At 36.7% G+C, this 24,353-nt stretch carries 19 protein-coding genes; 12 read left to right on the top strand and 7 right to left on the bottom strand.

Translation table 11 applies throughout. The annotated features are described in order from the left end of the window. Positions 1–81: 81 nt before the first annotated feature. The 3 genes from IGK91_RS10675 to IGK91_RS10665 all read right to left on the bottom strand — a co-directional run bounded on the left by IGK91_RS10675 (position 82) and on the right by IGK91_RS10665 (position 2,902). Complete coding sequence (locus IGK91_RS10675) at positions 82–1,377, bottom strand: ISL3-like element ISEfa11 family transposase (RefSeq protein WP_153884166.1); 1,296 nt, start codon at positions 1,375–1,377, stop codon at positions 82–84. Positions 1,378–1,896: 519 nt separating this feature from the next. Next, the gene (locus IGK91_RS10670) at positions 1,897–2,178 is read right to left on the bottom strand and encodes a GIY-YIG nuclease family protein (protein WP_010737093.1); all 282 of its coding nucleotides are present in this window, start codon (positions 2,176–2,178) and stop codon (positions 1,897–1,899) included. Beyond that, positions 2,168–2,902 (bottom strand): tRNA1(Val) (adenine(37)-N6)-methyltransferase, encoded by a 735-nt coding sequence (locus IGK91_RS10665; RefSeq protein WP_010737094.1) that lies wholly within the window; start codon positions 2,900–2,902, stop codon positions 2,168–2,170. Before IGK91_RS10665 ends, IGK91_RS10670 begins: the two co-directional genes overlap by 11 nt. 128 nt (positions 2,903–3,030) lie before the next feature. On the opposite strand from IGK91_RS10665, the gene IGK91_RS10660 reads away from it, so the two are divergent. The 4 genes from IGK91_RS10660 to IGK91_RS10645 all read left to right on the top strand — a co-directional run bounded on the left by IGK91_RS10660 (position 3,031) and on the right by IGK91_RS10645 (position 11,329). Then, complete coding sequence (locus tag IGK91_RS10660) at positions 3,031–3,657, top strand: lysophospholipid acyltransferase family protein (protein WP_010720870.1); 627 nt, start codon at positions 3,031–3,033, stop codon at positions 3,655–3,657. A gap of 200 nt (positions 3,658–3,857) precedes the next feature. Next, on the top strand, positions 3,858–4,985 hold the full coding sequence (locus IGK91_RS10655) for an exonuclease SbcCD subunit D (RefSeq protein WP_010737095.1): 1,128 nt from the start codon (positions 3,858–3,860) through the stop codon (positions 4,983–4,985). Then, positions 4,985–8,119 (top strand): AAA family ATPase, encoded by a 3,135-nt coding sequence (locus tag IGK91_RS10650; RefSeq protein ID WP_081123384.1) that lies wholly within the window; start codon positions 4,985–4,987, stop codon positions 8,117–8,119. The genes IGK91_RS10655 and IGK91_RS10650 overlap by 1 nt, the downstream gene beginning before the upstream one ends. Positions 8,120–8,134: 15 nt before the next feature. Then, complete coding sequence (locus IGK91_RS10645; protein ID WP_053766277.1) at positions 8,135–11,329, top strand: DEAD/DEAH box helicase; 3,195 nt, start codon at positions 8,135–8,137, stop codon at positions 11,327–11,329. Between the two features lie 119 nt (positions 11,330–11,448). On the opposite strand, the gene IGK91_RS10640 is transcribed toward IGK91_RS10645, so the two are convergent. After that, positions 11,449–12,156, bottom strand: a complete 708-nt coding sequence (locus IGK91_RS10640) for an HAD family hydrolase (RefSeq protein ID WP_010720866.1) — start codon at positions 12,154–12,156, stop codon at positions 11,449–11,451. A 778-nt stretch (positions 12,157–12,934) separates the two neighbouring features. On the opposite strand from IGK91_RS10640, the gene spxA reads away from it, so the two are divergent. From spxA to IGK91_RS10615, 5 genes are all read left to right on the top strand, one after another. Next, positions 12,935–13,333, top strand: coding sequence for a transcriptional regulator SpxA (gene spxA / locus IGK91_RS10635; RefSeq protein ID WP_002296384.1), 399 nt, complete (start codon positions 12,935–12,937; stop codon positions 13,331–13,333). A 388-nt stretch (positions 13,334–13,721) separates the two neighbouring features. Beyond that, positions 13,722–14,369 (top strand): adaptor protein MecA, encoded by a 648-nt coding sequence (locus tag IGK91_RS10630; protein WP_010720865.1) that lies wholly within the window; start codon positions 13,722–13,724, stop codon positions 14,367–14,369. Positions 14,370–14,468: 99 nt separating this feature from the next. Further along, positions 14,469–15,464, top strand: a complete 996-nt coding sequence (locus tag IGK91_RS10625) for a competence protein CoiA (protein WP_010737098.1) — start codon at positions 14,469–14,471, stop codon at positions 15,462–15,464. 122 nt (positions 15,465–15,586) lie between these two features. Then, on the top strand, positions 15,587–17,401 hold the full coding sequence (gene pepF / locus IGK91_RS10620) for an oligoendopeptidase F (RefSeq protein WP_181934397.1): 1,815 nt from the start codon (positions 15,587–15,589) through the stop codon (positions 17,399–17,401). A gap of 543 nt (positions 17,402–17,944) precedes the next feature. Beyond that, entirely contained in the window at positions 17,945–18,412 is a 468-nt protein-coding gene (locus tag IGK91_RS10615; RefSeq protein WP_034867740.1) for a DUF4809 family protein, read from the top strand. A 217-nt stretch (positions 18,413–18,629) separates the two neighbouring features. Here IGK91_RS10615 and IGK91_RS10610 read toward each other — a convergent pair whose 3' ends face one another. From IGK91_RS10610 to IGK91_RS10600, 3 genes are read right to left on the bottom strand one after another with little or no spacing between them, the layout of a single operon-like run. After that, positions 18,630–19,817, bottom strand: a complete 1,188-nt coding sequence (locus IGK91_RS10610) for a galactokinase (protein WP_010720860.1) — start codon at positions 19,815–19,817, stop codon at positions 18,630–18,632. A gap of 2 nt (positions 19,818–19,819) precedes the next feature. After that, positions 19,820–20,854 carry an aldose epimerase family protein gene (locus tag IGK91_RS10605; RefSeq protein ID WP_010737102.1) on the bottom strand — a complete coding sequence of 345 codons (1,035 nt, stop codon included), beginning with the start codon at positions 20,852–20,854 and terminating at the stop codon, positions 19,820–19,822. Positions 20,855–20,869: 15 nt separating this feature from the next. After that, on the bottom strand, positions 20,870–22,327 hold the full coding sequence (locus IGK91_RS10600; RefSeq protein ID WP_034699920.1) for a glycoside-pentoside-hexuronide (GPH):cation symporter: 1,458 nt from the start codon (positions 22,325–22,327) through the stop codon (positions 20,870–20,872). A gap of 194 nt (positions 22,328–22,521) precedes the next feature. Between IGK91_RS10600 and IGK91_RS10595 the strand changes: the two genes are divergently transcribed. From IGK91_RS10595 to IGK91_RS10585, 3 genes are all read left to right on the top strand, one after another. After that, positions 22,522–23,427 carry an AraC family transcriptional regulator gene (locus tag IGK91_RS10595; protein ID WP_010737104.1) on the top strand — a complete coding sequence of 302 codons (906 nt, stop codon included), beginning with the start codon at positions 22,522–22,524 and terminating at the stop codon, positions 23,425–23,427. 77 nt (positions 23,428–23,504) lie between these two features. After that, positions 23,505–24,176, top strand: coding sequence for an NAD(P)H-dependent oxidoreductase (locus IGK91_RS10590; RefSeq protein ID WP_010737105.1), 672 nt, complete (start codon positions 23,505–23,507; stop codon positions 24,174–24,176). Position 24,177: 1 nt separating this feature from the next. Continuing rightward, the gene (locus IGK91_RS10585; RefSeq protein ID WP_010737106.1) at positions 24,178–24,348 is read left to right on the top strand and encodes a hypothetical protein; all 171 of its coding nucleotides are present in this window, start codon (positions 24,178–24,180) and stop codon (positions 24,346–24,348) included. The last annotated feature ends 5 nt before the right edge of the window (positions 24,349–24,353 follow it).

Below are 24,353 nucleotides of genomic sequence, written 5' to 3'. Positions count from 1 at the left end.
CTCTTTGTCAATAAGGACTGATGAGTTGTGTAAAATCAAATCTGGGTCAGAATGAACCACATTCTGGCTCAGATTTTTTTGTTATCTTACATTGATTAATTGATTGATCAAAAAGATTCTAATTCTCATGTTCTCGAATGATTTAAATCCGTAGGATACTCGTTTCATTGTCTTTATGTGGGTATTCTTCGCTTCTATTTTTCCATTGGAATAAGGATAGATCATTGCGTTGGTGATGCCTTCTTCATGGGTAAGAAGGTTTTGAAGCTTTTCTCGAAAGCCGTCATCTAACGTTTCGGGAAGTTCTGCCAATAAGGAGAAAAATAAGTCAGGGTCTTTGTCTCGAAAGGCTTCAACTAATTCATGAAAAAAGGGATACGCCTCCTTTAGGGGCGCAGAAAACTCAAGCAATCGATCAATCATCATTGCTTCAGTAAGAAATGGGTATTTTGGCGCTCGGAAACTTTTCCATGTTTTGTATTCATAATGGTTGATGTTTGCACGATTTTTTAGCAAAAAGCGCCAGTTCTTTTTCAGTTTTTCTGCTTGGCTTTTCTGTCCTGCTTTACGAAGTTCATTCATTTCACGGATACGCAACTCATTGAACGCTTGATTCATGTGTTTGACAATATGAAACCGATCAATCACTACTTTCGCATTTGGCAGAACACGTTTGGTGAGCTGGAAGTAGGCGGCGTTCATGTCTGTCACCAAGAATTCTACTTCTTCCGGATTGGTACAACCTGAGAAATAGCTTGTTAATCGAGGTAATTTACGCGTAGGCAAAACATCTATTAATTTTCCTGTTTCGCCATCTGCGCAAATAAAGCTCATTTTATCTTCTATGGAAGCATGTGAACGAAATTCATCAACCATCAATACTCTTGGGAGAATCTTCTTAGATTGTTTTGGCAAATAGCTTTTAAACTCTTTCAATGTACGAATAACGGTGGTCAAAGATACCTGACAGCTTTTCGCAATAAAAGATAAAGATACTTTTTCAGTCAGTAAAGAAGCAATTTTATATCTCACATGATTTGCGATTGAATGTCTGGGTTGGACAAAATAACTTTGAGCCGTCCAATGGGTTCGGCAGTTTTTACAGGTATAGCGCTGCTTTTTTAGGCGCATAACCAAAGGCATATGATTGTATTGTTCAAAACGGACAATCATTTCCTTCTTCCCATTTTTCACTATAATTGCTTTCCCGTTTCCATCTACCACGGTAGAACCACAACTTCTACAAGCACGAGGAGTAGGCGAGAGAACAGCATCGACAACCAACGTCTTTTTCTTCTGAAGGGTCTCGTAAGAGACCTCTGTAATCATCAAATCTTTCTCTATTATTCTCAGCATTTTTTTGATAGAATCATTCATATAGCATATCGTCCTCTCAGTTGTTTATTTTGTGGTGATTTAATCATACTAGAGAACGATATGTTTTTTAATACCTAAAATGAAAATGGGGCTGAAGAATCAATTCTGATTCATCAGTCCCATAAATTATAGAGCCAAATTAAATCCGGGTCAGAATGAACCTCATTCTGACCCGGATTTTTTGTTATTTCACGTTAATTAATTGATTGCTCAAAAAGATCCTAATATTCATGTTCTCAAATGATTTAAGTCCGTAAGCTACACGTTTGATTGTCTTTATATGGGGATTCTTCTGGAAGCTTTCGTAAGCAACCTCGATACATCATCAGTCCCATAAATTATAGAGCCGATTTTCCTCCATCAATAAGTGCTGAACTCATTTGAAAGGATCTCAAGATGTCTTTTCAATTGTTTGAAGTAGGTAACAATCAACAGCCAAAAAACTAATTTTTGTGTTTTTGTTTAGTTCTCGTACATTCCCTTAAAAGGTCGATTCAGCCCCAATAATATTGCCCCAAATTATTGTTCTGGCAACATGTGAGAGGGCTGTGTCTTTAAATACCGTTCTTTTTGAGTGCGCGTGAGTTTTTTAAAGGCTGCTTCGGCTTTTGTTGCGTCACTCCTAGTTGCAAACACCTCAGCATGGATCATTTTGACGGGGCGCCTTTTTTGTAATCGGGTATATTTAGCTCCTGTCCCATGATTGTGTTCTGCTAATCTTCTTGAAAGATCCGTCGTATAGCCACCGTAAAACGTGCCATCTTTACAAGCTAAGACATAAAAATAATGCTCATTGGCCATAAAGAATTTCTCGGATTTCATTTGTATAGTTCCCATCAGGCATGTATGTGATCAACGGTGCAGCAACTTTAAAGCCATCTAACTTGCCTTCTTTGATTCCTTCGATCAACAAAATATTTGCCTCTTTCCCCATTTTTGGATAAACGAATTGAATTTTTTTAGGGGCGATACGGTGCTTTTCTAGTAACTGAATAATTTCTAAAAAGCGGTCTGGGCGATGGACCATTGCAAAGCGTCCATTGGTTTTTAATAATTTACTAGAAATTTGGATCACATCTTCAAGAGTAGTATGGATTTCATGTCGAGCAATCGCTAAATGCTCATTTGGATTTTTTTTATTGGTTGGTAATCCCTTAAAATAAGGGGGATTACAGACGACTAAATCACATGAATTATGACGAACAACGGATAAACTTTCTTTTAAATCAAGCGTATGGATGGTCATTTGGTGTGTTAGCTCGTTTAATTGGATACTACGTCTTGCCATATCCGCTAAACGTGGTTGAATTTCGATGCCATCAATCAACGCATTCGTTCGTTTGCTCAAAAAAAGACCGACTGCACCATTTCCTGCACAGAGGTCAACGATTTGTCCTTTTTTCGGTACACGTGCAAAATGAGCAAGTAAAACAGCATCTAGTGAAAAAGAAAAAACGTGAGGACTTTGAATGATTTTAATATCATTTGCATATAATTGATCGATCCGTTCATCTTCGTGAAGCATGGGTTCCCTCCAAAATGAAAAAACTAAGTGATTGTATTATACTATTTTTATAAAAAAGAACCAAGGTACCTTGTAAAGTTTCCTAAATTTAGGCATACTATGACCATACACCTAGAAAGGAAGAGACTATGTTCTATCGATTTATGAGAGGGCTAGTCCGAGTGATCTTAGCAGTGATCAACGGCAATGCCCGATATGAAAATAAAGAAGTTTTACCACAAGACGAGAATTATATTTTGGTAGCGCCACATCGAACTTGGTGGGATCCTTTATATCTTGCTGTAGCAGCTTCGCCTAAAGAATTTAGCTTTATGGCAAAAGAAGAATTATTCAAAAATCCAGTATTACGCTTTATTTTGACACATGCCCATGCGTTTCCAGTAAAAAGAGAAAATCCAGGACCTAGTGTCATCAAAACGCCTGTTAAAATTTTAAAATCTACTCATTTAGGTTTGATCATGTTCCCAAGTGGAACAAGACATGCAACGGAATTGAAAGGCGGAATGGCATTGATTTCTAAAATGTCAAAAGCAAAAATCGTTCCTGCTGTCTACCAAGGACCATTGACTTTGGGTGACTTATTCAAGCGCAAACGGGTGGTTGTGCGTTTTGGTGAACCGATCGATTTGTCTGATATCAAAAAAACAGACAAAGAAGGAATGGCAGAAATCGAACGTAGAACACAAGCCGCTTTCGATCAACTAGACAAAGAAGTCAATCCTGACTTTAAATATGAAATCAAAAATAAAAAGTAAATGATTCTTTTTCAATAAAAATCAAAGCGCAAGGTAATGATAAAAGTTGCGGTTCTTTCTAAGCATGGGACTATCTATGTTTATACGGAATCAGCAACTTTTTTTCATCGTCTATTTGTTTTAGTCCGTAATGATCCTAGGTATCATGTAATGAGGGGAAGTGTTATAATAATTAGAAGGACATTTTTTGAGGTGATGAGATGCGTTTTTTACATACAGCTGATTGGCATATTGGAAAAAAACTACAAGGATACGATCGAATCAAGGAACAAGAGCATGTTTTAACCCAGATCTTAGCAATTGCAAAAGAAGAAAATGTTGATGCAATCGTGATTGCGGGAGATCTTTATGATCGAAGTGTTCCGTCGGTGGATGCCATTGAAGTGTTCAATCAATTGATGGTCGAATGGAATCTACGGGAAGGATTTCCGATTTTTGCGATATCCGGAAATCATGATAGCGGTATTCGTCTTTCGACAGGAACACCTTGGTTCAGTCAGTCCGATTATTATTTACAAACTAGATTGGCAGAAGCCTTTCAACCAATCATATTCAAGGATACGCAATTTTTCCTTTTGCCTTATTTTGAACCAATCTCAGCGAGGATATATTTTGAAGATGAGCAGATACGCACCATTCAACAAGCAATGGAAAAAGTCATTGAGAAAATGAAAACGCAGTTTGACTCAACGAAAAAACAAGTATTAGTGAGTCACTTTTTTGTGACCGGGAGTATGAAATCAGATTCAGAAACCAAAATTGAAGTAGGCGGATTAGATGCTGTTCCAGGAGATTTACTTGAACCATTTGATTATGTCGCATTAGGACACCTCCACAATCAAGCAGCATTGAATCAAAAAAATGCCCGTTACAGTGGGTCGCCTTTAAAATTTTCATTGTCAGAAATCAATCAAAAAAAAGGTGTTTGGATCGTAGATTTAGAAGAGGACGTCTCTTTGAATTTTCGAGAACTGACCCCGTTATATGATATTGAAGAAATAACAGCAAGCTTTAAAGAGCTGTTGAATCCAGATTTTTATCAGACAATCAATCGTGAAAATTATCTCCAAATTTATTTGGAAGATCGAACGATTATCCCTAACATGATGAATCAATTAAGAAAAATCTATCCACGGATACTTGGTGTGGAACGTTCAAACGGTCGAGTAGAACTGAAACAGGGAAAACAAAAAAAGATGATGACAAAGGATCCACATAAGATCGCACAAGGCTTTTTCAAAGAAATGACCAAGGAACAGTTGACGAACAAGCAGGAAATCTGGTTAAAAGAAACGCTACAAGAACTCACGGACAGGAATGATCAGTAATGAAACCCAAGAAATTACGACTAAAAAATTTTGGTCCTTTTATTGACGAGACAATTGATTTTGCGAAATTGACCGAAGCACCACTATTTTTGATTACTGGAAAAACAGGTGCAGGAAAAACGACTCTTTTTGATGGAATGACTTATGCATTGTTTGGTGAAACTTCTGGCAGAATCAGGACTGGTAAAGAAATGCGGTCTCTTTTTGCTACGCCTGAAGAAGAAACGTGTGTCTTTTTTTCATTTGAGCATCAGCGGCTGAATTATGAGATTGAACGTAAGCCAGAACAACTCTTGGCCAAACGTAAAGGTGAAGGCAATCGAAAGCAAGCAGCAAAAGTTTCTTTGACGATCTTTGATGAAGCGGGCAAAGAAATGCGCCAATACACGAAACGTAGTGAAGTGGATCAATTAATCAAAGAATTAATGAATCTGGATGCGAAACAGTTTTCTCAGATCGTTTTACTACCTCAAGGAGAATTTCGTAATTTTTTAATTTCATCAAGTAGTGAGAAAGAAATTGTCTTACGTAATTTGTTTGGCACGCAATTTTTCCAACAACTTAATGAACAATTGAAAGAAAAAGCCAAAGAACATCAAAAAAATTTAGATCATCTTGAGCAAGAATTGAGTTTGCTGCAAAAACGGTTTATCCCTTTGGACACAGGAACGGTTCCTGAAACCTTAAGTTTTGATGCGTTATTCACTTATTGGCAGGCAGAGCAAACAACATTACAAGAAAGACTTCTCCAAGAAAAAAATAAACTGGTTCATTTACAAGAACAACAAAAGAAATTAGAAGATACCTATTATCATTCGCAAACATTGCAAACACGTCAGGAAGAAAAGCGAAAATTAGAGCAAAAACATGCAGAATTGATCCAGCAAGAAAGTGAAATCAATGAAATAAAACAATGGATCACTCATTATGAATTTGCTGAACGACTGGTCGATACGTTGACACGAAGTCAAGAATACCAGAAAGAACAAGCAGAACTGATTGATAAAGAACAGACTTGTTCTGAAACATTCGTGCAACAAGAACAAGCGTATGCACGGTGGCATAAAGAGGAACCTGAAAGAAAAAATGCCCAACAAGAAATGGAACATGCAGCGAATCGATTACAAGTCATGAAGTCATTGATCCCAATTGCGGAAGAATGGCAAAAAAAGCAAAATGAAAGTGAAGAGTTACAAAAGGCTAAGAAAAAAGCAGAAGAAAAAGAACAAAAAATTCTTCAAGAACAAGTCCAGTTAAAAGAAGAAGAACAAAGACTAGCAGAACTGCTGCTTGACCAAGATCGCTTGCACAGTGATCAATTGTGTTACGAACAACTTCGGCATGAGCAAGAAAAGTACCAAACTATCCTTACAGAAAATCACCAGAATACAGAACAGTTAAAGATGAATCAAACCAAGTTGTCCGAACTGATCACAAAACTCCAAGCTCAACAAGTAATGTTAAGCAAACAAAATAATCAAGTTGATCTTTTAAAGAGTCAATGGGCAAGCCAACAAATTGCGAAGTTACAATTGCTATTATTACCGGGGCAACCTTGTCCAGTTTGTGGGTCAACGGAGCATCCTAAACAACAAAATGAGCATGTATTGCCCAAACAAGAAGAGTTTGTCCAACTGGAAGCAAACTTAGCAGAGGCAGAAACAAACCTTGAACAAATCAATCAAGAAATAGGGCGTAGTGAAGCAGAAAAAGCACAAATAGAACAAAAAATAGCTGACTTGGAAAACTTCGGAACAGAAAAACAAGTAGAGATCCAAAAAAGCAAAGAACGATTACAACATTTGATCCAGCAATCGTTTAAATTTGCCATAGCAGATGATCCTCTTGTATCCTTAGAAAAAATCCAGCATGATTTGGATTCGCGTGCAGAGGTCATCACACAGGCAAAAATCGCTACTCAAACACTAACTGAACGTTTAAGTCTTATCGAAGATCAGCGAAAGAAGATCACCGAACAAATCAGCCAAAACAAAGAAGAGCTCCAACAAGTACAAGGGGAGCTTGTTACCTTGACGAAACAGTTAGAAGGACAAAATACTCAGACTTTGATTGAGGATGTCAACCAATTAGAAGAAAATGTTGCGATGAAAGCTCAATGGTTAGCAGAAGAAAAAACAAAAGAACTTCATTTTTCTCAAGAAATCAGTTTGTTAAAAGCGCAAATGGCTAATATTCATGAACAACAGGCAAAAATTGAAAATAAAATTCAGCGTATCCAAGAGCAAATTTCAGCAAAAATAAAAGAGCAAGCTTACTTTAAAGAAGCAGATGAGGTATTGGCATTTGCTAAACAAACAGTTGAATACCAAGAGAAGAGTCAACTGGTCAACACATATGAGAAAGAACGATTAATCGTTGAAGACCGCTTAAGCCAGTTGAACCATGTTGCTTTAGCTGAAACACTTCCTGATTTAGAACAATTGGAGCAACAACTAGATGAGCTAAAAGCTGCGGTTCAAACACAACAGGAACATTGTTATCACTTGCAAGAGCAAGAACAGCAGAATCAGCAAATCATCGAAGAATTTTCTTCGATTTATCAAGCGAGTCAAGAACAATTAGATGAATTGATCCAACTACAACAATTATCGCAAACGATGAATGGGGAAAACCCTAGAAAAACCAGCTTGGAAAGATACGTACTACAAGTGTATTTACAAGAAGTACTACAAGTGGCAAATGTGCGATTGCAACGTCTGACGAAAAATCGTTACCAATTTGAGCTTGCAGATGAAGTGGGAAGTTACCGTGGGAAAACAGGGTTGGAGATCAATATCTATGATGATGAAGCAGGTCTGACACGTGGGGCTCATACGCTATCTGGTGGCGAAAGTTTTATTGCAGCTTTATCCTTAGCGTTGGCTTTAGCTGAAGTGATCCAGACACAAGCCGGTGGTGTGTTGATCGAAGCGTTATTCATTGATGAAGGATTTGGATCGTTAGATGAAGAAGCACTTGAAATGGCGATTGAAGCATTAGAAACAATTGAAAGTGAAGGTCGTATGATCGGGATCATCAGCCATGTGAGAGAATTAAAAGAACGAGTAGTACAACAAATCAGAATCGAAACAGAAGGTAGCGGACAAAGTAAAGTACGCTATCATCTTGGATAAGAGGGGGATTAACTGATGAAATGGAGCATTCCAGAAAAAGTCATTGCAAGAGGACGTCAATATCTGCAAGAAGGACGGGTATTATCGGTTGTCCCTGACCAAGAAGAAAAAGTTTGGCATGCGGAAGTCTTAGGCAGTGAATTGTATATGGTCGATTTAGATGGGACAGCCAAAGAAGTCGATTTCTGCCAATGCCCTTATTGGGAAGAACATCATTATTGTAAGCATACAGTGGCAGTCGAACTGTACTTGCGCTCTAAGAATCTTTCACGAATAATCAAGGCAGATCAACCTACGTTAGAACCAGTCAAAAAAAGTAGCGAAGGTGAAATTTTAACGAAAGGTTTTTCAAGACTAACTGTCAAAAAAAATTCACCACGGACGCAACCATTGATTGTGGAATATCAAGTAGAAACGATTGAGACCAATCATTATCATCCGGAATTAGCTATTTTAGCCGTTTATTTGCGGATTGGCTATTTAGATCAGCCAAAGAAAACGTATATCGTTAAAAACATTTTTGATTTTTTACATTCCTATATGGAAAATGAACGCTACACTGTGAATAAACAATACCAGTTCCATCTAGATCAACGAGCTTTTCAAGGAGAAGATCAAGTAATCTTAAAAACGTTAGCTGAGTGTGCCCAAACGCAACTTCTTTTAGGTGCAAACGGCCTACAAGTCAAAGGGAAATTAGATAAACGTTATTTGTTATTACCGATCGAACAAGCAAAAACATTGTTAGAACAGATGAACCAAACGACAAAACTCCAAATGAAGATCGGAGAAGTGAATTATCAAGGGGTTCGATTTTCTGATAATGAGCCTTCCTTAGAATTTGAAGTAACAAAAAAAGAAGAGGCCTATCAATTAAGCGCACTGAATGACTTTGAGTTGTTCTTTACTCATTATCAATGGGGAATGATCCAAGGAACTTTTTATTCATTAACAAAACGTCAACAAGCAGTCTATTTAACTTGGAAACAGCTTATGAGAAGATTTGAGAAACCAGAAGTATTGTTTCTTAAGCAAGAACTATCCTCCTTATTCAAAGAAATCATTCCATTGCTATCTGAAATTGGTCAAGTGAGCATAGCGGATGAAGTGAAAGCAGAAGTTGCTGACGTGCCAGTGGAATTTATTTTCTTCTTTAGAAAATCGAAAGGCAAGATCCAGGCGCGTGTTGATTTTGTCTATGATGAAGTCGTTTTTTCAACAGATAAAAAACATGAAGTTATTGCTGAAAATGCTTCTGAAGTATTAAGAGACAAAGCCCAAGAACAACGCGTATTAGACTTGTTCAAAATGTATCGCTACCAACGAAATGATACAGGCTATGAACGTTTATTGCCGACAGGAGAAGAGTTGTATACTTTTTTCCGTACAGAGTTAGCCGTTTTTCGTCAGTTTGGTGAGGTCCGCCTTGGGAAAAAACTTCGGGAATTATATTTAGATGCACATCGACATCAACCGAAGATTGAAGTGGAAGAAACCAGTTCATGGTTAGATATTCGTTTTGATGTGACTGGGATTGAGGAACAAGAAATCAATCAGGTCTTACAAAGTTTGTTGCGAAATGATGCTTTCTATACGTTAGAAAATGGGCAAGTACTGTCCTTTGATTCCGAAGAGTTTCAGCAAACAAGTCAAATCTTGCAACAATTCCGTGAATCGATCCGTTCAGAATCTGGAACGATCCATGTGCCTAAAAACCAAGGATTGATCATTCAAGATAAGTTAGCAGGAAGTTCAGCAACTTTTGGTGACTCCTATCAAAAAATGATCCAAGATCTAATACAACCTGAACAATATCAAGTATCCTTGCCAGCAGGTCTACAAGCTGAATTGCGTGATTACCAAAAACAAGGATTTCGATGGTTGAAAATGCTGGGAAATTACCAGTTTGGCGGAATTTTAGCAGATGAAATGGGTCTAGGAAAAACCCTTCAGACAATTGCCTATTTGCTTTCAGAAAAAGAAGAAAAAGGCGAACTCTCTGCTTTGATCGTCGCTCCTGCTAGTTTGATCTATAACTGGCAAGCAGAAGTGAAAAAATTTGCTCCTTCTTTGAGCATCCAAGTAATCAACGGGAATAAAAAGGAACGAGAAGAACTATTAGCTCGTAAGGCAGATATCAGAGTCACTTCTTATGCTAGTTTAAGACAAGATTTAGCAGATTATCAAAAACATGCGATTAATTATTTGATCCTTGATGAGGCTCAGATGGTTAAAAATAGTAGTACTAAAACAGCTCAAGCGCTACGAGAATTAAGCGTACCGCAACGTTTTGCCTTAAGCGGGACGCCAATTGAGAATAATTTGGAAGAACTATGGTCGCTCTTTGCGACGATTATGCCGGGATTTTTCCCGAATAAGACCCGCTTTAGAGAGCTGGCACCTGAAGAAATTGCCCGAATGATTCGTCCGTTTGTGTTACGAAGGGATAAGCAAACCGTGTTAAGCGATCTGCCAGAAAAAACCGAGATGAATCTTTATTCTGCATTGACAGAAGAGCAAAAAACCGTGTACTTGGCTTATTTACGTCAGATGCGAGAAGAGATTTCTACTATGGACTCAGAAGCTTTTAAAAAGAATCGTATCGGTATTCTAGCTGGTTTGACACGATTACGCCAAATTTGCTGTGATCCAAGATTATTCTTGGAGGATTATGAAGGTGGCTCAGGAAAGCTAGAACAAGTCAAAGATCTACTGGTCGCAGCCAAAGAAAACAATCGGCGGGTTCTGTTGTTTTCTCAATTTACAGGTATGTTGACCATCTTACAAGAAGAACTAGCAGAATTAGGAATTTCTACTTTTTACTTAAGAGGAAGCACCAAACCGCAAGATCGTTTAACGATGGTAGATGCATTCAATGAAGGAGAACGAGATGTCTTTTTGATTTCATTGAAAGCTGGCGGAACCGGACTCAACTTAACGGGAGCAGACACGGTAATTCTGTATGATTTATGGTGGAACCCAGCCATTGAAGAACAAGCGGCAGGACGTGCGCACCGTATCGGACAAAAAAATGTGGTCGAAGTTTGGCGCATGATTGCAGAAGGAACGATTGAAGAGCGGATGGATTCGTTACAACAAGAAAAAAGAGAGTTATTCCAAAAAGTCATCCAAGGAAATGAAGACCAATTAACCAAATTAACGGAAGATGATATCCGGATGATTCTGAGTGTCGGAGACCTGGAAGACTAAAAATTTTGAAACAAAAAATAATTAAATCTTAAGACTCAATAATAAAAAACTCTCGAAACAAGATTATGTTTCGAGAGTTTTTTAGTTATTTGTTTTGCTAGGAGCTGTGCATGGATGCTTTAGCTGAAAATTACTTTCATCGTTTCTAATAATTGATCAAATGAGGTGATTTCGATATCACAGTTCAATGGACCATCAACTTTTCGCTCACGATGGTTAAACCAAAGCGCTTGCCAACCAGCTCTTTTAGCACCTAATACGTCATTGTCGTAGTTATCGCCTACATATAGAGTTTCTTCTGCAGTTAGATTGAAACGTTCTTCAGCAAGTTGAAAAATCTCTTTTTCTGGTTTCTGAAATCCTGTTGCTTGCGAAACGATCATATGCTGTGAAGGAATCCAGTTTGCTAATTGAAGTTGATTCAATTTTTTGGTTTGATGATCGGTGGGACCATTGGTAATGATTCCGAGCGGGATATTCATTTCAGTCAAGAAGTCCAATGTTTTCTTTACTTCCTCATGAAGACAGATATTATCTAATTCTTCTTCATAAACTTGTTGGAAATAAAGACCTTCTTCTTCAGTAATATGTGGATAATCTAAGTCTTTTAGTGATTGGCTGATTCGATGTGCACGCATATACTCCAAGGTCCATTTTCCTGCCATCACTTTAGGGAAATTTTCATCACTGTGATGACGGAACCGGAGATATAATGGTCCCATATCTATATCTGAAACAAGCGGCACTACTTTTTTTACCGCATTTCTAAATGGCTGTTGTTGATCGTACATCGTATCATCAACGTCAAAAACAACTGACTTAATCAAATTCTACACGCCTTTCGGTTTTCATCATTTTTTTCATAAATCCTCGACTATTGTATCAGAAAAATACCGGTTAAAACGTTGTTAAATAAAGGTTTTTATTACTATATTTCGCTTTTCTTGACAGAATAAGCTTTTTAAGTTTCAGTTTTTTTCACTAAAATAGTAAAATTGAATATCATTTGATTATCTGATGAATAAATTAATCCTCGATGAAACGAAATTCTGACTAATTTTAATAGAATAATCCTATTTTACTTGATAAAGAATGTTTTTTTTAATACAGAAAAACGAAAATGATTAAAATATAAAATAACACTTAATGATGACGATAAGGCGTTTTGTAGTGATTTTCATTTTATAACCATTGTAATATAAAAGGGTGCTTAATTAGCGGACAAAATAAGGGTTAGGTTCAATTAAAAGGACTGTTGTAATAGCAAACAAAATAAAGCAGACAGAAATAAAAAACATAATTTTTTCAAAGAAACCGTTTTTTTGTAGGATGAGTAATAAAATAATAGTACAACTTTAAAGCCTGTTTCAATGGCAGGTTATATTTGAATTAAATTTGAAAACTCTCATTTTTTAATTGCTAACTAAACGTAAAGCGTTGGTTTTACGGAATATAAATCTTAGATAACTTTCATTTTTTTGATAAAATATTATGAAAAAAGCTAGCTATTTAAAAGTTGATTATGTATAATAGAAACAGATGGAAGATTATAATGATCTTCTGTTACAAAAAAGTGACATTAGTCATGAAAAGGAGTGGTGCACGTTGTTAACACTATATACTTCCCCAAGTTGTACTTCCTGTAGAAAGGCCCGTGCGTGGTTACAAGAACATCAAATTCCATTTGTTGAACGAAATATCTTTTCTGAACCATTAAATAGTTCAGAATTAAAGGCAATCTTACAAATGACTGAAGATGGCACAGAAGAAATTATTTCAACACGTTCAAAAGTTTTCCAAAAACTAAACATGGATCTTGATGATTTACCATTGCAAGAACTGTTAGAACTCGTTCAAAATAACCCTGGATTGTTGCGTCGTCCGATTATGATCGATGACAAACGCCTACAAGTTGGTTTCAATGAAGATGAAATCCGTCGTTTCTTACCACGTGATGTACGTCAATTGGAATTGCGTCAAGCACAATTAATGGCTGGATTATAGAAAATAAACGTTAACTTAGAAAAACTATTTTTGTAGTTTTTCTAAGTTTTTTTTTACCAGAATAGAAAGTACATATAACTAGATGTAACATGTAAATGAATTTTATTCTTTTGCTGATAGCAAGATTTGAGAAGACCAAAATACTTGGTATCAAAAATTCGATTTATTGTTAAGGATTACTTTTTGAATGCCGTTTATTCGTTCTCGCATTAGGAGTGGCTTTTTGTCCTAAGCTCTTTTTTACGTTTAGCTAAGTGAAAAAAATGATGTCAAGGTTAAATTAAAAACTTATTTTGATTTTAAATGGTAATTTTTTTTCTTTACATTTAAGCTTATTTCGCTACAATGAAGTTATATTGATAGTTGTGGCAAAGTGAGGTGTAGCCAGATGGAAATGGAACATATTAATGAAAATACGATCCGAGTAATGATCGGTCATGAAGATTTAGAAGAGCGAGGCGTCTCATTTTTAGACTTGCTTGGTAACCATAGAGAGATCGAAAATTTTTTCTACAGTATTTTAGAAGAAGTTGATATTGAAGATGAGTTCCGCAGTAGCGAAGCTGTTACATTTCAAGTGCTTCCTAAAGGAGACGGTTTAGAACTTTTTATTAGTAAAAACTTACCGAATGAAGAAATGCTCCAAGAAGACGAAGACTCTTTAGATTCTGATGATGTAACTGAATTTATCCAGCAACAAATCTTAAATAATGAAGAAGAAACGACTGAACGCATTTCCGATGAAACAGAACACCAAGCGATTTTTGCTTTTGAAGACTTTGAACAAATGATTCAACTAGCCAATGATGTCGAGTTGGAATCAGCCTGGACAGATTTGTATTTACTAGATGGTATCTACTATTTAGCCGTACATTTTTGGATGGAAGATTTAAACCAAACAGATGTCGCTAATGAAGTAGCTCGAATTTTAGAGTTTGCAGAAAGAAGCGATCGGACCATTGAAACATTGAACGAATATGCGCAATTACTTATGGAACGAAATGCTTTGGAACGTACAAAATTTTATTTTGCGTAAGCAGCAAATAATCAAAGAAACAATTTGAAGAATCTGATCAATGAAAATGATCAGGTTCTTTTTTGACGTATTTTCTTTTAGAAGGGGGGCAGTTAATTTATGATGGTTGCAATCGATAAACATGGAAAAAGATTTCTGGCTACAACATGTACGAAACGGCAAAGTCTTTTCTGCCCAGCTTGTAAGGAACCAGTGATATTAAAAACTGGGCAGCAAAAAACAGCACATTTTGCTCACAAAAATTTACAGGATTGTTTTGGTTTTAGTGAGAAAGAAACAACGGAGCATCTCCAACTCAAAAAATATTTTTTTGAGTGGTGTAGACAATTTGTTACTCATCCGCCTGTCTTAGAAGCCTATTTACCAACCCTTCGACAAAGACCAGATATCCTTTGCGGGGATCTAGCCATAGAAATTCAGTGTTCAGTTCTCGCTTATGAACGGATGAAAGAACGAACAAAAGGATATCTAAGCAAAAACTATCGTGTTTGGTGGATCTTAGGTTCTGCTTTTTTCAATAATGATCGTTTAAAAACGAGAGAAAAGTACTTTTGTATGTACAATGACACTATGGGCACTCATTTATGGAAAATCGATTGGCTAGAAAAAAGATTATATTTGTTTTGTCATTTGGCAGAATTATTTTCTGGAACAGTAACCTATGAAACAATCAGCTGGCCTTTCTTTAGTGAATCTCCTGTAAGTCTATTAGAAAAACAGATGGAGAATCAAAATCGGCAAAAAGTTCTTACTAATGTTGGCTGTCAAAAATGGTTACAAAAAAAATTATACTATCGTCAGTCTAAATACGTTCATTTACAAAAACAATTCTATCTTAGAAAAAAACATTTACTTTATTTATCTCCGTGGATGTACGCAGAAAGTCGATTTTTTTTTATTTTCAAGAAAAAGTTTTCTTTTATCGTCTTTTATTTGAAGAAATCATCAGTGAACAAGCAGGCAGAAGCCAACAATGGAAGTATCTCAATTGGCTCCAAAAAATTGAACCAAATAAAACAACTTGGCTTTATCCAATGGTTGATAAGAAAAAGATTTTCCAATTGCTTTACCAGGAGTGTGAGGAGATATTCTTGATGTCATACAGAAATAAATTATGATACACTAATTAAGAGTAGCTGATTTTAGAGGCTTATTCATTTTTCTATTTTCAATATGAATTAGAAAAAAAGAGTGAAAACAATAAAGGAGTGTATGAAATGAGTAAAACAACCCAATTACCAAAACGAGAAGAATTGCCTGAAGAACTGACTTGGGATCTCACCAAAATCTTTTCTAGCGATCAAGAATTTGATGAAAAATACCAAGAATTAACAGAAGAATTAAAAAATTCCGATCAATATAAAGGAACATTAGCAAAGGGTGCGACAGAATTTCTGAATGCGCTTGAATTTGTTTTAGATGTTTACCGAAAAGTGGAACTCATTTATGTCTATGCTCATTTAAAAAATGACCAAGATACAGCAAATACGACTTATCAAGCGTTATATGCGAGAGCAGGAAGTTTATTTTCTAAAGTAAGTGAAGCAGTCTCTTGGTATGAACCAGAAGTCCTTCAACTTTCGGATGAGCAGATTTGGCAGTATTTTGAGCAAGAGCCGAAGTTAGAACTGTATCGTCATTACGTAAAACAAATGGTGGATAATCGTGCGCATATATTATCTGCAGAACAAGAATCATTACTAGCTGGAGCAGGAGAAATTTTTGGCGCTTCCAGTGATACATTTGCTGTTTTAAACAATGCCGATCTAGAGTTTCCTACGATCGTGGGAGAAGATGGGAAAAAAATCCAGCTTTCTCATGGTGTCTATGGTCAATTGATGGAAAGCACAGATCGTACAGTTAGAGAAGCTGCATTCAAAGGGCTTTATCGTGTCTATGATCAATTTAAAAATACGTTTGCTTCAACATTGAGTACCCATATCAAAGGGCACAATTACAAAGCAAAAATTCGCCATTATCATTCTGCTAGAGAAGCTTCTTTGAGCAACAATCATATCCCAGAAAGTGTTTATGATACATTGATTGAAGTAGTCAATAAAAATCTTCCGCTATTGCATCGCTATATGGAATTACGCAAACGTCTTTTAAATGTAGAAAAACTGCATATGTATGATCTATATACACCAGTATTAGGAGAAGCTCCTATCAAGTTCACTTACGAAGAAGCGAAACAGAAAGCTTTGGAAGCTTTGGCACCAATGGGGGAAGAATATCTGTCAGTGGTAGAAAAAGCTTTTGCTGACCGTTGGATCGATGTGATCGAAAATAAAGGGAAACGAAGTGGCGCTTATTCTTCAGGAAGCTATGATACCAATCCTTATATTTTAATGAACTGGCATGATACGTTGGATCAATTATTTACGCTCGTACATGAAATGGGACATAGTGTGCATAGTTACTTTACTCGTTCAAATCAACCGTTTGTTTACGGTGATTATTCCATTTTCTTAGCAGAGATTGCTTCAACAACTAATGAAAATATTTTGACAGAATACTTGCTTGAAACTGAACAAGATCCACGTGTTCGTGCATATGTCTTGAATCATTATCTTGATGGATTCAAAGGAACGATTTTCAGACAAACACAATTTGCAGAATTTGAGCATTTCATGCATGAAGAAGATGCCAAAGGTGTACCTTTGACCAGTGAATATCTAAGCGACAGTTATGGGGAATTGAATGCCAAATATTATGGATCAGCGGTAGAAAAAGATCCGGAAATCAAATATGAATGGTCTCGTATCCCACATTTCTACTATAATTATTATGTTTATCAATATGCAACAGGCTTTTCAGCTGCCTCTGCTTTGGCGCATAAAATTTGGGGTCAAGAGCCAGATGCTCTAGAAAAATACCTTACTTATTTGAAATCAGGAAATAGTGATTACCCAGTTGAAGTCATGAAAAAAGCAGGCGTCGACATGACAAAAGCTGATTATATTGAATCAGCTATGACTAAGTTTGAACAACGATTAAATGAATTAGAGGAACTAGTTGAAAAATTGTCATAAGTGTTCGAGACAAGAATGCGTTGATTATCAAGAGATAGCTTCTGTTTCTTTTATCTGATCTAAATAGCTGAAACCCACAAAAGTCCTATGTGGATTTCTGTGGGTTTTAGTTATTTACCTCATAATTAAAATAAATAAGAGCATTTTATTTTTTTATAGTTGCTTGTTTATATTGACGTAAATTTTATTTTTTCTTATGCTATAGAAAATAATTTGTCTGATAGATGTTGGGGATGCCTATCAATACTTCTAAAAATACATAGATGGTATTCAAGTGTCAACTCTATGAAATAAGCCAAAATTTTTCTTATTTGTCAGAGAAGTTGCACAATATTTTTGTACCATACACATTCAAAAAAGAAATGGAAGGATGAATATGTCTTTTTGGGGATTTGAACAAGAGTCAGATGAAGTAGTGTTAACTTATGTCAATTGTCATGTACGTTGTCTGCGAGAAGCTGCTCGCTTGGAAATGAAGAAAAGAAGAGCAAAGAACGCGAAGAATAAAAAACAGAGCTATAATAGGAAGAAGGTGAGCCAGAAATGATGGAAGTACAAATCACTAGAAAAAGTGAGTTAACAGAAGGTGGTTGTAATGCCTGTGGTATCGTAGATGCTGCGATCTATTCGCTGCAATTAGGAACGAAAACAGCAATCATTGCTGATTTGACTGTGAGTTCGTTAGTTGACAGTCTAGCACTACTAGAAGGATATGAAGGTGAGGACATCTATGAAATGTTAGGAGAAGTTCGCCAGTTGAGTAGAGCGGGCAAGACGATCAATGTTTCTGAAGAATTAGGGAATGTGACTTTTTGTACAGCTGATCAGCAACTGACCGTCAAAAATAGGATGGAGCGTCCAGCTTTATTTGAGCAAGTGAGTCAGATCCTTCAACAGTTTTTTGAATTAGGACCATACAAATTTAAAGAAATAGCCACTGTACCAAAACATGATCCTGAATGGCAAAAACGAATCGAAGATCAAACGGATCATGCGTATTTATTTCAATAATAGTAGATGTTTTATTGAAATGGATAAGGTGAGAAAATTAGCTGCAAAAAGACCGACCGCCAAAAGTTGTTTAAATGAACTTTTGGTGGTCGGTCTTTGTTTTGACACTTCAGGTAGCATTTCATGATTATTTGTTTTTTTTGAAAAGTGACGATCATAATTTTGCTTTATTCTTTTGAAACGTAACGTTGAACTACCTTACATTTCTTTCATTGGATTAAGCTGAAACACTTTCTTCCATAATCTTTGTAGTACCATTGCCGATGTGTGCCACATAAAATTCTGGGGCGTAGCCAACGACGTCTAAGTATTCATCATAGACCTTGTTTTTAAAGTTAGGGATATTTTCTTCTTTGACTAATGCGATCGCACAGCCACCGAAGCCAGCTCCTGTCATACGGGCGCCTAGGACACCTTCTTGTTTTTGAGCTGCATCGACTAATGTATCAAGCTCGATACCAGTTACTTCATAATCATGTCTCAACGAATCGTGTGAAGCATTTAATAATTGACCAAAAGCAGCCAAGTTTCCTTGTACCAGTTCAGCTTTAGCTTCTAATGTTCGTTGGTTTTCAGTAACTGCATGACGAGCACGACGAATCAATGTGTCATCACCAATCAAATCAATGTTTGCTTCAAATGTTTCTTCGTCTAAATCACCTAATGCTTGAATAGCTAATTTTTGTTGGAGACGTTTTAGTGCTTCTTCACATTCACTACGTCGTTCATTATATTTAGAATCAGCTAATTCACGACGTTTATTTGTATTCATGATTACTACTGCATAGCCATCTAATTTTACTGGAACCATTTCATATTTTAACGTATTTGTATCAAGTAGAATAGCTTTGTCTAATTCGCCAAAGCCAATCGCAAATTGGTCCATGATCCCCGAGTTGACACCGATAAATTCATTTTCTACTTTTTTACCAATTTGAACTAATTCAAGTCGATCAATGGATAAATGGAATAAGTCTTCTAAGGCAACACCGACTAACAATTCTAAGGAAGCGCTACTTGAAAGTCCTGCACCGTTCGGGATCGTCCCTTCAACTAAGAGTTCAAAACCATGTTCAATTGGGTAGCCTGCTTCGTTTAGTTTAACGATCATACCTTTGACATAGTTTGCCCATCCTGCTTGTTTGTCGTAATCAAGTTGGTCTAAAGTAAAGCTGATGACACCGTCGTCTTCAAAGTTTGTTGAGTAGACCAATACTTTATTATCCTCACGAGGTGCGGCAACTCCTTGTGTGCCATAAGTGATGGAGGCAGGGAAAACATGACCACCATTATAATCTGTATGTTCACCAATCAAGTTGATTCTGCCTGGAGAAAAATATTGTGTGGTTTTTTTAGGTCCAAAGATTTCTGCGAATTTTGTATTTAAACTGCGTTTGATTTCCATAGTTAGATACCCTCTCTTGTGTCGATTTTAAATTCTGTAGTTGTTTCAAATGGTGTGTGTGCTGCTAAATGAATATTTCCAAAAGCTGGATACTGTTCTGCTCCGGGAGCGATTTGAGTCTCAAACGTGATACCACCGTGGTTGGCTAGTTTCTTTCCATGCATTTCTGGGGTATCTTGCCCAAAGTTAGCAGTGAAGATCACAACACTAGGTGAATCGGTCATGATGCTTACTTTGATTTGTTCATCGGGACTTAATAAATAAGCCGATACATGATTCATACCTGGGTTATTTAAAAAGAAAGGATGATCGATCCCATCAACAAGTTGTTTTTGTTCAAATTGACTAGTAAAGACGGTGGCTAGTTTTTGAGGTGTTTGAAAATCAAAAGCTGTTTGAGCAACACTCGCTTTTTCGCCAGTTGGTATACTATCAGGTCGTAATGGAGCGAAAGACTCACTGTCTAGCCAAAGTGTATGCTGATCAATTGATTCTTCTACATCGCCACTTAAATTGAAATACACGTGGTTGGTCGGATTGAAAAGCGTATCCTGATCACTGATTGCTTGCGTTCTAACACGCCAAATGTTGTCTTCTGTCAAAGTATAACAAACTTCTACGGATAGATTTCCAGGAAAACCATGTTCTCCGTCGGGACTGGTAGTAGTAAATGTGACTGAACTTTCTTTGTCTGTTTCACTTAGTTGATACGTCCATTTTTTCTGTTCAAATCCTGGTGTACCTCCATGAAGTGAATGCCCTGTCTGAGGATCGACACTCAATTGATAGGTTTGATCATTCAAAGAAAATTGGCCTTTTTCAATCCTACCTGCTGTTCGTCCAATCGTTGCTCCGATATAAGCATCTTTTGTCAAATATTCTTGTGCGGAGTCAAACCCTAAAATTAATTCCCGATCATTAGCAGTTAGTTGAACGATCCGTGCACCTAAGTCAGTGACGGCTAATTTAAGTCCGTGAGTATTGGATAATGTGATCAAATGGTACCCCTGACCAAAGTCTTTTTCTGTAATCGTCATAATATAATTCCTTTCTTAATGTTGTGGAATGATAAAGTCATCTTCTAATTCAGATGCGAGTTCTTCATGTGAAGCTAATTTATTTTCTAGTTCTTTGACGATTTGCGCATGTTTTTTCTCTGTCAAAGTGATCTTCCAAGCAAAAATGATGGCAGAAAAGAACATCAATGCTGCAGGAACATAAAATGCATACGCTTTAAAAGTCATGATCCCATGATTGGTAATATCAGCAGCAGAAGCATTTCCAGTCATACCAGCTGCGATTGCGACAAACCCAACGATCCCATTAGATAAAGCACCTGCAATTTTATCGAGCAGTGGGCGAATCGATAAAGTCACAGCTTCGTTACGAATCCCATTTTTCCATTGTCCATATTCTACAGAATCAGTGATCGTCATCAAGGCAGATAAAAAGATCAACTGTTGTGGGAAGTAAAATAAAACAAGTCCAACGATCACGATCGGTAAGCTAGTGCCTGCGATAGAGAAGAAGAAGTAAGAACTGATCATCATCGCAATACCGCCGATATAGACATAGCGTCTAGAAATCAATCGTGTCAAAGCAGGGAATAAAGGCACAGCGACTAGTCCAAGTAAAGCTGCTACTAAACCGACAATCCAGAATTGAGTTGGTTGACCTAAGACATATTTGAAAAAGTAGAATAAAACGGCAGTTGTTGCTACATTGGCAATAGCATAAGCAATGTAAGAAAGTGCTAACCACATTAATTGGTCATTTTGGGCAATTGCTTTAAAGACATCTTTGATGCTTGCTTTTTCATTTTGTTGACGAATCGCCGTGTCGACTTCTTTTGTTCCTAAAGCTGTAATAATTGCAGTTCCTCCAGAGATCACAGCGGTAATCACACCGAACCAGAACCAACCTGAAGCGCCTTCAACATGATGAGCAGTGACTAAATAAGTGAAAAATGTGACGATTGGTACGACGACCAAAGTGGTCCCGTTTGCTCCTAAGGAAGAACCGAATCGAGCAAAAGTCGCGAATTTTTCTCTTTCTTTGGTTTCAGTACTTAAAGCTGGAATCATTGACCAAAAAGCAATATCTTTAAATGAATAAAAACTATCTAATAATACAAAAACAATGGTAAAAAGGATGATAAACAAAGTTGTATTGTGAGTAGCAAGGCCAAAGAAATTAGTAAAAAGAAAAATCAAAAGGAATGAACTAACTAAACCACCAATGACCAGCCATGGTTTAAATTTTCCATATTTTGTTCGAGTATTATCAATAATCCCGCCAATCAATGGATCGAAAACGATTTCAATTAAACGAATACCAACGACTAAACTGGTCACCGTAGCGATCATTCGAGCAGTAGTTGCTTTATCTGTACCTGCAAACATCTCGCTTGTTACAAAAACCATAAAATAAGTGCTGAGAGTAACATAAAAAGTATCATGACCGAATGCGCCTAAAGCATAAGAAACCCGTTGTATCATTTTGTTCTTCATAGTATCTAATCCCTTCTTTGTTAAATATACAATAAAAAGTTAACCGGTTACAATAAATAAATAAAGTTCTTTTTCTACTATTGACTTTATCAAGAAAACGATTCCTGATGAATATATTTTTGTGACTAATATTTAACTTTTTGTTGCACGTTGTAGAACAAGAAGAGTAAAGTAAAAACAAAGGAGTGAGAGCGATGGAGCAAGCAATATTTTTAAAAAAAGAACGTCAAGAATTAGCTAAAGGGTGTTATTTTGACTTTTGTGGATTTTCAAAAACTTTGCCATATCATTCTTTCGGTCCAGCAATCAGACAAGATTATGTGTTACATGTCGTGATGGAAGGTAAAGGAACTTACCATGTGAAAGAACAGCAATATCAATTGCAAAAAGGGGATCTGTTTTTGATCCGGCCAGGGGATTCTACTTTTTATTTAGCAGATGGTGAAGAGCCTTGGGTCTACTGTTGGTTGTCTTTTGGTGGGCCATTAGCGAAAGAGATCATTGAACGTTCCTTATTCAAAGAAGATCAGTATACAATGGTTTCTGCAGGTATTTCGGCATATATAGATATTATTTTGGACTGTCTTCATTATTCACAAGACGGTTTAGCAGATGAATTAGAATTGACGGCTTTGACTTATCGCTTTTTATCCGTATTACTAAAAGATGGCGGGAAAATCGGTTTGGGAAATCAAAAAGTCTCTTCGCCACTAGCAATCGAAGCGGTGAAGTATATTGAAGAACACTATCCAGAAAATTTAACAGTAGAGGAAATTGCTCGACAACTGTCAGTCAACCGGAGTCATCTATCAAGAGTCTTTAAAAATCAATTAGGAACGAGTATCAAAGAATATTTGATTGGCGTGCGAATCAACCGAGCAGCATTTTTATTATCGTTGACTGATGATTCAGTAGAGAGTATCGCTTATCAAGTTGGTTTTAATAGTTTAGTTGTATTTAGCCGAATGTTCAAAAAGACAACTGGAGAAACAGCAACAAATTATCGGAAACGGATGAAAAATGAAGCGTCCAAAAACCTTTCATTAGGTGCTTTGAAGAAAGAATTAGAAGAACAAGAGATTGTTTCCTGGTCTACTTAACCATAAGGCAGGAGACTAATGACATTTTGTGTTCTGTGCTAAACTAGGAAATAGCAAGAATGAAGAGGAGTCAAGAAATGAGAACTTTGATTATCGTTAGTCATCCTACGATTGAGACATCATTGAACCAACAGTTTTTCAAAGAAGCAACTGAAAATTTAACGGTTACTTGGCATCATTTGGAAAAACATTACCCAGATTGGACGATTGATCGTGATACAGAACTTGAATTATTAAAAACACATGACCGGATCATCTTCCAATTCCCTTTGTATTGGTATAGTGCGCCAGCTCATTTAAAACTATGGGAGGACACTGTATTGGAACACGCTGACGAATTTCTTAAAGGCAAAGAATTAGGGATTGTCGTAACAACTGGCGTTTCTGAAAAAGAATATCAAGCAGGCGGGAAAGAAGAATATACCATTTCTGAATTTTTAAGACCGTATCAGCGGATTGCCCACAAGTTTGAAATGACTTTTTTACCTCCATTTGTGATGGCGCAATTCATGTATCAAACAGAAGAAAAGCGTTGGGAGCGTTTAGTGGCGTATCAACAATACCTGACATTAGTAGGCAAACCGACCTTGATCCAGCGAATAAACTGGTTTATTGAGCGACTAAGCAGCAATCATTCTTTACAACAACTAGATCAGACCAAGCAAGCATTCTTAATCGACTATTTAGAGAATGAAAAAGAAGAGATTGAAGACCTCACATTTATCTTACAAGAATTAAAGGAGCAATAAAATGGTGGAAGAATGGTTTGTACGACAATTGGAAGAATTAAGTACATCGGTAGATTATGAAACAAAAGCTGTGTTGCATGAAACAAAAAAACTTTTACTGGAAATTTCAGAACGAAAAGTCCAATTACAAGGAGAAATCGATGGAGAATCCTGGAATCATCAAAAATGGTGAGTTTT

It is taken from the genome of Enterococcus sp. DIV1208 (genome assembly GCF_050530455.1).
Lineage (GTDB): Bacteria > Bacillota > Bacilli > Lactobacillales > Enterococcaceae > Enterococcus_B > Enterococcus_B hirae.
This window is presented reverse-complemented; position numbering and strand designations above follow the sequence as displayed.